The following is a 12,073-nucleotide window of genomic DNA, read 5'->3' as shown; positions in this document are numbered from 1 at the left end:
TTCCAGGTGATCGACGGGTCGTTCGTCGAGCGTGCCACCGACAGGCATGTGCGGTTGCGGCAGCTTCTCCTCCGGGACGGCCGGCAGTCACTTCCACCGCCGGCCGACTTCGACCGTCCCTTCCGTCTCGGCGCCGACGGCGAGCTGTCGCGGGGCGCGCTGGCGCACGTGCGGCACCGGGGCGCGGTGGCCCTCCGGCTGGACGAGCCTCTCCCCGCCCACCGGTTCACCGCGCTCGGAGCCCGGCTGGGCCGCGCCATCGCGGAGACGGACCCCGCCGTCCTGCCCCATGTCGAGGACGGGGTGATCCTCAATCTGGTCAGCCGTCATCCCGAGACGGCGGACGTCTCGCTCCAGCCGTTCGCGAGCAACTACCTTTCGCTGCACAGCGAGAGCAGCGGCCAGGCGGTACCCCGCCAGCCCCGCTACATCGTGCTGATGTGCCACGAGCCCGGGGACGGGGCGGCGCAGACGGTCCTGGTGTCCATGGGAGCCGTCGCGGCTCGGCTGACGGACCGACAGCTGGCCGTGCTGGCGCGAACCCGCTACCGGCGGGCCGGGGCGCCACCGGCCATCCTGCGTCGGGTGGGGGCCCGCCCGGTCTTCTCGTTCCGCGACTTCATGGCCCAGCCACTCGCCTGGCGTCACGAGGCCGCCGACGGCACCGGGGCCGACACCGTCAATGCCACCGTCCGGGCGCTGCTCGCGGCGATGTACGCCCCGGACGGCGCCGTCGGCGTGCGATGGCGGCGCGGTCTGCTCGTCGTGATCGACAACACCTACTTCTTCCACGGCAGAACCGCGGGGCCGGCTTCGCCGACGACCCCCAGGAGGCACCTCCAACGTCTTCGCATCGCAGAGGTGTGAGGCCGCGAGCATCGGAGCTGGATCCATGCAACTCTTCGACGCGTCGTCCGCCGGGCGCCGTCCCACCGTGCCGTCAGCGGCGCTCGCCGCCGCCCAGGGGAGCGCCGCGGCCCGGGACGACGGGGTCTTCCTGCCCTCCGTCGACGAGCGCACGCTCGACGTCTACTCCCGGGCCCGTGACCCGAGGGACGCCTTCGAACTGAGAGACCTGTGGCTGGGCCGCGTCGAGCTGGAGACCGGCGGGGACGGCCGGCCCTGGCTCGCCGAGCAGTGGAGAAGCACACCGGTGCGCCGGACCGTCCACCCGGAGGAGGTGCTCTCCTCCCGTACCACCGTGCGTTTCGTGAAGGAGCTGTTCAACTGGTACTTCCGGGACGATCTCTACGGGCGGTTCCGGTCCCGGGTCTCGGTCATCCTGTCCAGCGGCTCGGTCAGCGAGGAGGCATGGGGGCTGCCGGAGACCCTGAAGAGCTGTCTGCACCACGCCCTCGACCGGGACTGGTCCGATCCTGCGCAGCGGCGGGGCCGCCGGGCCGCACGCGAGGCGATCGCCGCCTACGAGTCCGCGCGGATCACCGGCGCCGGCTACACGGCGGACCACGTCGCCCTCACCCTCGGCGGGACCGCGGCCATCGCCTCGCTCGCGGACTGTCTCCTCCACCGGACCCCGCGGGCCGCGTGTCCCGCGCTGTGCGGCATCCCCAACTACCCGCCGCTGGTGGAGTCCGTCGCCCGGCGCGGCGGGGTCCGGCTGGTGCCGTTGCCCTGCCGGGCGGGCCGGGTCTCGCTGGGCCCGCTGATCCGCGAACTCAGGCGGGACACCCCGATGGTGCTGCTCCAGACCGTGACCAACCCGACCGGGTCGGTGGTGCCCGAGGACGAGCTCACCGGGCTGGTCCGGGCGGCCTCGCCGACGACCGCGATCGTGCTGGACGAGTGCCACGAATGGCTCGGTCCGGTGGGGACCTTCGGGCCGGCCCGCGCGGCGCCCAACGTGATCCGGGTCTCCAGCCTGTCGAAGGCGTGGTCGGTGCCCGGCCTCAAGGCGGGTTGGCTGCTGGCCGACGCCCGGTTCGTCCGCGACTACCTCGCCCGTTCGGACATCGCCGGTCCACCGCCCTTCTACGACACGCTGCTGGAGGTGCTGGCACGGATGGAGCGGTGGATGCTGGCCGGTGTCGAGTCGCCGGGCCCCCCGCAGCTGGCGGAGCTGACGGCGTCCCATGCCCTGCAACCACCGCAGTTGGCCGCCGCCTACCGCCGCTACCGCGCGGATCGGCTGGCCCGTGACCAGGCCCTCAAGACGCTTCGTGACGCCGCGGTCGCGGGCCTGGCGGAGGCTTCCGCCAGGGTGGTGCCACCGCACTGTTCGATCAACGCGGCCGTCGAGTTCCCGGGCTGGGACGACTCGTACCGGGCCTTCCGCGAACTGCTGCGGGACACCGGTGTCTCGGTCTTTCCCGGCGTGCTCACCTTCTGCTTCTCCGGCGGAGTCGTACGGGTCACCACCGCGCGGTCGTGGGCGGACCTGTCGGCCGGGCTCGCCCGACTGCACGCACGGTTCCCTGGGACATCCGGTACCGCGATCACCGGCGCGGGCACGAACCCGCGCCACGTCAGGGAGGACTAAGCATGCTCGACTTCCAGGCGGAGGACGGACACAAGACCGTCCTGGGGATGATCCACCTGCCGCCACTGCCCGGCACGCCGTACCACGAGCCCGGCAGCTTCCCGCGCCTCCTGGACGAGGCGGTCGCCGCAGCGGGACTGTTGCACGGCTGCGGTGCCGACGGTTGCCTGGTGCAGACGGTGGACCGGGTGTACGGGGCGGCGGACTCGGCGGACCCGGCACGGACCGTGGCGATGGGGTTGGTCGTGCGGGCCATCGCGGACGCGATGGGCGCGCGGTTCCCCGTCGGGGTCCAGCTGATGCGCAACGCCGTCTCCCCGTCGCTGGCGGTGGCACGGGTGGCCGGGGGCAGCTTCGTCCGTGCCGGGGCACTGGTGGGCGCCACGCTCACCGCCAGCGGGCTGATCGAGGCGGATCCCCTCGGCGTCGCCGAGTACCGGACGAGGATCGACGCCCTGGACATCAAGATCATCGCGGACGTTCACTCCATGCACTACAGCTGGCTCGGCGGTCAGAAGCCGCCCGACCAGGTCGCCGCCGCCGCCCGACAGGCCGGCGCCGACGCCGTGGCGCTGTGCCACCGGGACGAGTACAAGGTGATCGAGATGATCCGCGCGACGCGACGTGCGGCTCCCGGGGTGCCGGTGATCCTCGCCGGGTACACCGACCACCACAACGCCGCGCGGCTGCTCGCGGTCGCCGACGGTGCGTTCGTGGGCAGCTGCCTCAAGAGCGCCGACGGCGGCGCCGGCCTGGACAAGGACAAGGTCCGCCGGTACCTCGACGTGGTACGGGGGTTGGAGCGGTGACCGGCCCGGCGCGCCGGGGAGCCGGACGGCGTGGCACCACGGAGCCGTGCCCACGTCAGGTGATGTTCCGTCAGGCCGAAGCGCTGGCCGATGACGTGAACGAGCTGTCGACGCGGATCGCACTCCAGGCGAACGACCTGCTGAGTCAGGAGGAGTGGGCCTCGGTCGACCGGGTGTACCTTACGGGCAGCGGGGATTCCCACCATGCCTCGTGCGCGACGGAGATGGCCTTCGAGTCCCTCGCCGGCGTGCCCTGCGAGCCGCTGAGCTCCCTGCGGTTCCTGAAGTACGGCGCCGACGGGATGTCCGCCGTCGGAGAGCACGCGCTGGTGATCGCGACCTCGGCCTCCGGCGGCACGGAACGGGTGCGGCAATGCGCCGAGCGCGCCCGCCACCACGGGGGGAGGGTGGTCGCGCTCACCGGTGCCGCCGACAGCCCTCTGACCAGGGCCTGCGACCGCTCGCTGGTGGTCGGCCTGCCGCGCCCCGAGCGATCGGTGGGCATACGCACCCACCAGGCGAGCCTGCTGGGGCTGCTGATGATCGCCATCCGGCTGGGCGAGGCCCGGGGGGCGTACTCCCGCGCCGCGGCCGACGCACTTCGGGCCGAACTGGCTGCGCTCGCCGGCCCGGTGAACGCCACGTCCGGCGCGATCAAGGAGCGGTGCCGACAGGTGGCGCACCTGATCAGCGACGCTCCGGTCGTGCTCATGGTCGGGGCCGGACCCGGCCTGGGAACCGCCCTGTTCGGCGCGGCCAAGATCGTCGAGGCATCGGCCGTCTTCGCCATGGGCCAGGACCTGGAGGAGTGGTGCCACGTCGAGCGATTCGCCGACCCGGCCGACACGCCCCTCTTCCTCATCTCCTGCCCGGGCAGAGCGCACTCCCTCGCCGGTGCCGTCGCGGCCCGCGCCACGGCTCTGGGTCGACGCGTCATCGCCGTGGTACCCGCGGAGGACACCGTCGTGGCCCCGCACGCGCACACCGTACTGCCCGTGTACGGCACGACCCGCGAGGAGTTCTCACCGCTGCTGTACGGGCTCTTCGCCCCCTACACGGCCGCCTTCCTGGCGGAGCGGCTGGGGCGCCTGCCCTTCCGGGCCGACCGCCCGGGGCGCCTGCCGCTCCGGGCCGACCGCCCGGGGCCGGGGCCCGTGGGCTGATCCACGGCCCTGGTGCGTCATCCGTCCCGACTCCGTCCAGAGAGGCAGACACCAGTGGCCGAACCGACCACCACCCCAGCAACCGCGTTCCCGGGCCGAGCGGTGGTGACGGGCGCGGCCGGCTTCATAGGCTCGCACCTCACGGCCGCCCTGTTGAGGAACGGCACCTCGGTGGTCGGTATCGACCGCCGTGACCCCGCCACCGCCCCGGCAGCGCTCACCGATGCCGCCGCCGACGGATCGCCGCTCCACCACCATGTCCGCACCGACCTGCTGACCTGTGCCCTGGAACCCGTGATGCAGGGTGCGGACGTGGTCTTCCACCTCGCGGGCATCCCCGGCGTGCGCCCTTCATGGGGGCGGCAGTTCAGCGAGTATGTCCACACCAACATCCTCGCCACCCAGCGGGTCATGGAGGCAGCCGCCCGCACCGCGGTGCGACGTGTCGTCGTCGCCTCGTCCTCCAGCGTCTACGGTCCGGCCGGGGGCACGCCGAGCGCCGAGAACGCCCTTCCGCAGCCCGTCTCCCCGTACGCGGTCACCAAGCTCGCCGAGGAGCAGCTGTGCTTCGCCCACGCCGCCCGCGCCGACTGTCCCACGTCCGTCGTGGCGCTGCGGTACTTCACCGTCTACGGACCCGGCCAGCGCAGCGACATGTTCATCCACCGCACCCTGCGGGCCGCCCTGACCGGGCAGCCGCTGCGGCTGTACGGAGACGGACAGCAGCGTCGGGACTTCACCTACGTCGACGACACGGTGGCGGCGACCGTGGCGGCGGCCACGGCACCGGGCGGCAGCGGGATCGTCAATGTCGGCGGTGGTTCCAACGCCTCGCTCCGCGACGTGGTCGACATAGCCCAGAGCCTGACCGGACGGGAGATCCGGATCCACCGGGTCACCGTCTGCCCAGGCGACGTCCCGGCCACCCTGGCCGACCCCCGGCACGCCCAACGGCTCCTCGGCTGGAAGCCCTCGGTGGACCTGCGCTCCGGCATGTTCCAGCAACTGCACTTCCTCGCCGCACAGGAGCATCGGGCCACGGTCGGCCACGGTGAGGCGTAGCGCCCCGTGCGACGTGCGTCGGAACTCCACCGTGCGGACTCGCGGACTTGCGGGTTCCGCAGCTCGACCGCGGACCGCTGAGGGTCACCGATCCTGCCCGAGTTCATAGAGCTCCTGGAAGAGACCGCCCCCTTCGACGAGTCGGTCGAACGTACCCTGCTCGACGATCCGGCCGCGTTCCATGACGACGATCCGGTCGGCGATCTTGGTGTTCTCCAGCTGATGCGTGACGATGACCGTGATCCTGTCCTGGGACATGTCCTTGAGCACCTGGAAGATCTGGTGCTCGCCCCGAGCGTCCATCTCCGATGTCGGTTCGTCCAGGACCAGCACGGCGGGTTTGCGGTAGACGGCGCGGGCACAGGCCAGGCGCTGCCACTGCCCGCCTGACAGGGCGACTCCGCCCCACATCTCCCGGGCGAGGAGGGTGTCGAGCCCCTCCGGGAGCTCCTCGACCACCTGGCGCATGCCGACCGTCTCCAACACGCGCCACACGGCCTCGTCGTCCCATGTCCGTGGCTGGCCAAGGGTGATGTTCTCCCGGCACGGAAGCGGCCAGCACGCGAAGAACTGGGGCACCAGTCCGGTCTGCGACCACACCGTCTCCGGGTCGACGCCCGCCAGGTCCACGCCGTCCCACGTCACGCTGCCCTTGTCGGGAAGGTGCAGCCCGGCGATCAGCCGAGTGAGAGTGGACTTGCCCGACCCGTTCTCACCGACCACCGCCACCACTTCGCCCCTGCGGAAGGTGAGGGACAGCCCGTCCACGGCCGGGTGGGTCCGGCCCGGGTAGCAGTACGTCACCTCGTCCACGCGGATCGTCTCAGGGCACGCCGGTGCCCGACCACACCCACGCGACATCTCCAGTTCGGCCGTCGTGACGTCCACGAACCGCTTCCAGTCGCCCAGAAAGAGAGTCGAACGGAACAGGGAGGCACAGTAGCCGACCGCGTTGGCGAGACTGCCCAGCGCGGTACGCACCGCCACCACGGCTGTCGCCGACACCGCCAGCGACACCTGTCCGGAGACGGTCAGCCACACGAGAGTGGCCCACGCGCCGCACAGACAGAGCCCTCCGAACGCCGCCGCGGCCAGGTTCGCGCGCAGCTGTCCGTCGGCAGCCGACACGATCCGCTCGTCGTTGCGGCGGCTCAGCGTCCGGTACCAGAACAGCAGGTAGGAGCGCATGCTGTTCGCCCGGACCTCGTCCGCGAGATTGGAGGCGGTGACGTGCCAGCGCATCATCCCGCGCAGGTTGCGGTTGGCCGAGTTGAGGTAGTTCGTACGATGCTCGATCTTCGCCTCGATCACCGCCCCCACCCCAGACGGCATCACCGCCAGCACGAGCACCGGCAGCATCAACGGATGCAGTGCGGTGACCACGCCGAACGCGGTGACCAGCCGCACCAGCGCGGCGATGAACGCCTGCGCGTCGTACAGCATCCGGTCGCACCGCGTCACACCGGTCTCCGCACGCTCGTGCTCCTCGGCGAAGCCGGCCCGGTTGAAGGCCGCCAGCTCCACCGAGACCATCGCCTCGACCAGCGCGGCGTCCGCAGCCGACATCACCCGTGGCTTGATCCGGGCCACCGCCCATGCCGCCAGCCCGTAGGCGATGCGGCCCACGCCGGCCGCAATCGCCACCACCACCAGGGCAGGCAACGCCTGGCGGACCCGCTCGGACACCGTCCCTCCGCCCACGAGCGGCGCCATCGCCTGCCCGATGGCCGCCAGCACCACGGCCGCCGACACTCCCGAGAGGATCTGACAGCCGACCAGGACGAGAACGTCCCGCCGGTCGATCGCCCAGGCCATCTTGGCGATATCCGTGAGCAGCGACGGGATGTTCCGGCACATCCCCCGGAACGAGGTGTCCTCGAAGGCCGAACGCAACCTCGCGCGCTTCTCCGTGGGTTCCCTCGGCTCCGGCATCGGCGGTCTGCCGGCTCTACCGGTCCGGTCCTGCGTACCCCTCTGACAACCCTCCACCGACAACATCCCTCACCACGCGACATGCTTCCTTGGGTATCCACCGATTTGTACAGATTCAGGAAATGCGCTGGTTGTTTACACGCTCGGGTGGACGGGTGAATGCGGGCTTCGAGGAGCATCCGCGCCTCACGAAGCGCCCACGCATACGTGCGGGAGAGACCGGATCCACCGCGCGATGGTCGCGGCTGTAGGAGTGATGGCCCCGACCCCTCTCGGGTCGGGGCCATCGTGTTGTGCCGGGTGCCGGGTGCCGGGTGCCGGGTGCCGGTTCACGCCGGCACTTCTGTTCCTACCAGGCGACCGGCAGGCGCTCGGGGATGCGCTTCATGAAGCGGGTGCGCCACACGAGTTGGTCGACGGGGACGGCCAGGTGCAGGCCGGGCATGCGGGTGGTGAGGGCCTCGATCGCTGTCGCGATGTGCTTCTTCCCGAGCGGGACGGCGGGGCAGTAGTGCCCGCCGTAGCCGAACGAGAGGTGAGCGGCCGCGTTGGGCCGGTCGATGTCGATGGTGTGCGGGTCGGGGAACACGCTCTCGTCGGTGTTGGCGGCCTCGACCAGGACGAGGACGAGTTCACCCTTCCTGATCCCTGTGTCGCCGAGCTGCATGTCCTCCATGGCCAGGCGGGGCAGCCCGTCGGCGATGGACAGGTTCACCCGCAGCAGCTCATCCACGGCGGCCGGTATCTTGCCGGGCTCCGCGCGCAACTGCTCCCACACATCGCGGTTCTGAAGGAGCGTGAACACGGCCATGGTCAAGGCGCCCATCGTGGAGACGACTCCGGCGCCGAACATGGTGACGCCGACGGTGGCGAGCATCTCGTCAGTGAGGTGCGCATAGCCGGGGTCACTGCGGAGGGCCGCGAGTTCGGCCATGAGCCCGTCGGTGGTGGGGTCGTTGAGCCGCCCGGTCATATGGGCGATGTCCCGGTCCCAGTTCAGGCGCGCCCCGGTGATGGGGCATGCCGAGTTCATGAACGCGATGTCGAGACTGGCCGCCAGCAGCGGTGCGTCCTCGCGGGGGATGCCGAGGATGTGGCAGTGGAGGTGCTCGGCGTAGCGGCTGGCGAACTGTCCGCGCAGGTCGACCGGCGGGCCGTAGTCGAGGATGCCGTCGACCAGGTGGGCCGCGTGGTCGGTCATCCACTCCGTCAGGCCACCGGCCTTGGGATTGATCGCCTTGAGTACGGCCTTGCGCAGACCGGCGCCGGTGATGTTGCCCATGTTGTTGACCACCTCGGGCGGGATGGTCAGCGCGTACTGCCGGGGAACGCCAGGGGCGGACGTGTCCTTGAGGCTGAAGCGGGGGTCTTCGAGCACCTGCTTGCACAGCTCGTAGGAGGAGACGAGCCACGCCTCGTCCCCGGCGATGGTGCGCACCCGCGTGACCGGAGTGGCACGAAGCCGCTCGACTTCCGGGGGCAGGCGGTCGCCGCGCGGGGAGAACGGGAAGTCGATCAGGGTCGGGGCGGTCGTCACTGGTCGTTTCCTTCGGTGAGAGTGCCGGCGGGGGTTATCACGGCGTGGCCCTGGTTGCGTGTGGCGCGCAGGCCGTGCCCGCGTGAGTACAGGAGGTCGGCCATCGGCAGTGCCTGGTGATAGCAGTTGAGCGACGAGGGGACGCCCATGATTGCGGGGGTGTCGATCGTGCCGCTAGTCCCTGGGAACCCCGTGTTCCCGGTGTGGCGGCGACACCGAAAACCTACCTGACCGTCGGTTCCGGATGATGCCGAACCAGGCAGTAACTCGCAGATCAGACCGCCTAGTTGAGTTCATGTGGCGTTCACGAGCGCGGCCTGATGCTCGCGAACGAGCTCGTGGCGACTCGGACCAGGTCACGCTGAACGAGTACGTCGTCGACGCCTTCACGATGTCGAAGAAGCCGGCCTCGACGGAGTGCGAGATGCCGAAGGAGTACTCCGTACCGACGGTCTTCTCCCCGCCGACGGTGAACTCCGCCTCGTCCGGGTGTCGTTGCCATCTGGGCCATGGCACGCGCAGCCCACCAGACGTCCGACGACGCCCCGCCCGGCTGGCCTCGGTGACGGGCGTTAGGCTGCCCTGAGCTGCACGAATCAACGGGAGGGGCCAGTCGATGAAGAGGCACCAGCAGGTGTGGTGGGGTCGGTGCATAGCCGCGGTCACGGTGCTCACGGTGGCCGGCTGCACGCCCGGTGGCACCTCCGCCGATCCGCAGAACGGCAGGACGTCCGGGCCCGGTGCGGGAGCATCCTCCTCGCAGACCGGCGACAGCAAGCCGAGCCGGAAGGACGGAACGCTGCCGGGTGTACCGAGCGTGGCCAAGGCGCGCAGTGAGCTCGCCCGGCTGAAAGTGGCCCCGCACGGCCCGATGACCGGCTACAACCGTGCCTCCTTCCCCCACTGGGCGGAGCAGGGCGACAACTGCGACACCCGGGAGACGGTGCTGGAGCGGACCGGTACCAAGGTCAGGCAGGACAAGCAGTGCCGCGCGGTATCGGGCAAGTGGGTCAGTGCCTACGACGACAAGAAGTTCACCGCCGCCTCCGGCCTCGACATCGACCACATCGTGCCGCTCGCCAACGCCTGGCGCTCCGGGGCCCGGTCCTGGAACACGGCCAAGCGGAAGGCGTTCGCCAACGACCTGACACACCCACAGCTGCTCGCCGTCTCGGCCTCCTCGAACCGGTCCAAGGGCGATCAGGGACCGGACGAGTGGCAGCCGCCGTCCAAGCGCTACTGGTGCACCTATGGTCGGGCCTGGACCTCGATCAAGTCCACGTACGAGCTGTCGATCACCAAGGCCGAGAAGAAGATGCTCACCACCATGCTGAACACCTGCACTTCATGAACGACCGCGCCGACTCACCCGCTCCCCAGCGGCTGGAGCACGACGTGACCGCCGGTCCCGGCGGCGCGATGACCGACGAGGTCGGCGTCATCACCGGCGATCTCACCCTCGCCACCCACACCCTGCCCGACGGCCGTGCCCACATCGCGATCCAGTACACCGGGGCGGAGGAGTGGTATACCCTGACCGGCAGCCCCGTCCCGCTGCCAGGCGGCGGCCTGGCCGCACTGCACGCCGACGTGCTTCGGCGCGTCCAGCGCGGCGGCTGCGCCGAAGCACCCCACTGAACCGGCCGCGGACGGGCCGATCTCGCCGTGCCGTTGATCCAGGTTGACGTTGCACGGTCGAAGCAGGCCGCGGCGCGGACGCCTCCGGTGAGGGCGGCGTGTGCAGTCCGCACGGCTCAAGCTCGTCTCGTAACTCGTCATCCGGTGCTGCGTTGAGCCGTTGTGCAGGTCGTCTCCGCCCGACGTCGCGTGCTCGTCGAGGTCTTCACGGGCCGCGTCCGGGCTCGTTCCTGCGTCTGGTGCGGGACGTCCACTGCCGGCGTGACCGTGGTGGGGGGAGGACGGCGGGAGCAACATGGGCCGGTCAGCCCCCCCCCGCTAGGCCATGTCCGACAGGTCGGTGGTGACCCGGCCTGCGGGACGGTCGCCGCCGTCCGAGGGTGTCGCTGCCCAGCTGGCCAGGAGCCTCAGGCGTTCCTCCGTCTGCGTGCCGGGATGCGGTGTGTAGACCACCAGCATCTGATCGGGCTCCCCGGATACCGTCAACGTCTCGTACGGCATGGTGAGTTCGCCCACCACGGGGTGCATCATGCGCTTCGCCCCGTAGGTCTTCTCCTTGACCTGGTGATCCGCCCACAGCCGGCGGAACTCCTCGTTTCCCAGCGACAACTCGCCCACCAGCATGGCCAGTTGTTCGTCCTGCGGATGGCTGCCCGCGTCCAGGCGCAGATGGGCAACGGTCTCCGCGGCCACCGCCGGCCAGTCCGGGTACAGCTCATGCGCCCGTGGGTTGAGGAAAACCTGGCGCGGCATGTTGCGGTCCTTGGGCGCCATCTGCGAGAAGCCGACGACGGCGTCGCCCAGGTCGTTCCAGGCGAGCACGTCCATACGGCGGCCGAGTATGAACGCCGGGACCTTGTCGATCGTGTCCAGGAGGAGTTGCAGGCCGGGGCGGACCTTCTGGGACGCGGGACCGGCGGTGGACGTGCGGCGGGAGGCGGAGGTGCGGCGGGAGGCGGGCCTGGCCACTGTCCGCAGGTACTCCTGCTCGGTGTCGTCGAGGCGTAGGACGCGTCCGATGGCATCGAGTACGGCATCCGAGACCGAGGAGCCGCGGCCCTGTTCGAGGCGGATGTAGTAGTCGACGCTGACGCCCGCGAGGTGGGCGACCTCCTCGCGGCGCAGGCCCGGCACCCGTCGCCTGCCGTGATCCGGCAGCCCGAGCTCTTCGGGCTGGATGCGGGCGCGCCGCGAGCGCAGGAAGTCGCCGAGTTCCCGGCCGAGGGGTATGTCCATGCCGGCGATCCTAAGGGTTGTCCCGCCAGGGATCACGGGACAACCCTGCGTCCCGGGACCGGTCCGTTCCTGGTACTGCCAGACCCAGGAAAACGGCAGCCCTGGGCGGGAATACCTCCCGCCCGCGCCCGGTTGTGGCCCCGAGGGGGCCCATCCACCCCCTACGGGAAGTGTTCGCCCTACCCCTAGGGCCCGGCCT

General features: G+C 70.7%; 11 protein-coding genes. 7 read left to right on the top strand and 4 right to left on the bottom strand.

Annotated elements, in window-relative coordinates; genetic code table 11:
- Positions 1–6 precede the first annotated feature (6 nt).
- The 5 genes from AB0C96_RS25700 to AB0C96_RS25680 all read left to right on the top strand — a co-directional run bounded on the left by AB0C96_RS25700 (position 7) and on the right by AB0C96_RS25680 (position 5,531).
- Positions 7–867: a TauD/TfdA family dioxygenase gene (locus AB0C96_RS25700; RefSeq protein ID WP_362920218.1), complete on the top strand. Its 861-nt coding sequence runs from the start codon at positions 7–9 to the stop codon at positions 865–867.
- Between the two features lie 25 nt (positions 868–892).
- Entirely contained in the window at positions 893–2,497 is a 1,605-nt protein-coding gene (locus AB0C96_RS25695) for a pyridoxal phosphate-dependent aminotransferase (protein ID WP_362920216.1), read from the top strand.
- A gap of 2 nt (positions 2,498–2,499) precedes the next feature.
- Positions 2,500–3,306, top strand: coding sequence for a BtpA/SgcQ family protein (locus tag AB0C96_RS25690; protein ID WP_362920215.1), 807 nt, complete (start codon positions 2,500–2,502; stop codon positions 3,304–3,306).
- Between the two features lie 62 nt (positions 3,307–3,368).
- Positions 3,369–4,469 carry an SIS domain-containing protein gene (locus AB0C96_RS25685; protein ID WP_362920212.1) on the top strand — a complete coding sequence of 367 codons (1,101 nt, stop codon included), beginning with the start codon at positions 3,369–3,371 and terminating at the stop codon, positions 4,467–4,469.
- Between the two features lie 54 nt (positions 4,470–4,523).
- A complete protein-coding gene (locus AB0C96_RS25680) occupies positions 4,524–5,531 on the top strand; it encodes an NAD-dependent epimerase/dehydratase family protein (protein WP_362920210.1) in 1,008 nt (335 codons plus the stop codon).
- 84 nt (positions 5,532–5,615) lie between these two features.
- Here the strand turns inward: AB0C96_RS25680 and AB0C96_RS25675 are convergent, their stop codons facing one another.
- From AB0C96_RS25675 to AB0C96_RS25665, 3 genes are all read right to left on the bottom strand, one after another.
- Positions 5,616–7,424, bottom strand: a complete 1,809-nt coding sequence (locus AB0C96_RS25675) for an ABC transporter ATP-binding protein (RefSeq protein ID WP_362920208.1) — start codon at positions 7,422–7,424, stop codon at positions 5,616–5,618.
- 388 nt (positions 7,425–7,812) lie between these two features.
- On the bottom strand, positions 7,813–9,000 hold the full coding sequence (locus AB0C96_RS25670) for a cytochrome P450 (RefSeq protein WP_362920206.1): 1,188 nt from the start codon (positions 8,998–9,000) through the stop codon (positions 7,813–7,815).
- Positions 8,997–9,167, bottom strand: coding sequence for a tRNA-dependent cyclodipeptide synthase (locus AB0C96_RS25665; RefSeq protein ID WP_362920345.1), 171 nt, complete (start codon positions 9,165–9,167; stop codon positions 8,997–8,999). The genes AB0C96_RS25670 and AB0C96_RS25665 overlap by 4 nt, the downstream gene beginning before the upstream one ends.
- 449 nt (positions 9,168–9,616) lie before the next feature.
- Between AB0C96_RS25665 and AB0C96_RS25660 the strand changes: the two genes are divergently transcribed.
- Positions 9,617–10,351 (top strand): HNH endonuclease family protein, encoded by a 735-nt coding sequence (locus AB0C96_RS25660; RefSeq protein ID WP_362920204.1) that lies wholly within the window; start codon positions 9,617–9,619, stop codon positions 10,349–10,351.
- Positions 10,348–10,638 carry a hypothetical protein gene (locus tag AB0C96_RS25655; protein ID WP_362920203.1) on the top strand — a complete coding sequence of 97 codons (291 nt, stop codon included), beginning with the start codon at positions 10,348–10,350 and terminating at the stop codon, positions 10,636–10,638. The genes AB0C96_RS25660 and AB0C96_RS25655 overlap by 4 nt, the downstream gene beginning before the upstream one ends.
- A 318-nt stretch (positions 10,639–10,956) precedes the next feature.
- On the opposite strand, the gene AB0C96_RS25650 is transcribed toward AB0C96_RS25655, so the two are convergent.
- Entirely contained in the window at positions 10,957–11,874 is a 918-nt protein-coding gene (locus AB0C96_RS25650) for a helix-turn-helix transcriptional regulator (RefSeq protein ID WP_362920201.1), read from the bottom strand.
- Between the last annotated feature and the right edge of the window lie 199 nt (positions 11,875–12,073).

The sequence above is a fragment of the Streptomyces sp. NPDC048506 genome, assembly GCF_040651315.1.
In the GTDB taxonomy this organism is placed as follows: Bacteria; Actinomycetota; Actinomycetes; order Streptomycetales; family Streptomycetaceae; genus Streptomyces.
This window is presented reverse-complemented; position numbering and strand designations above follow the sequence as displayed.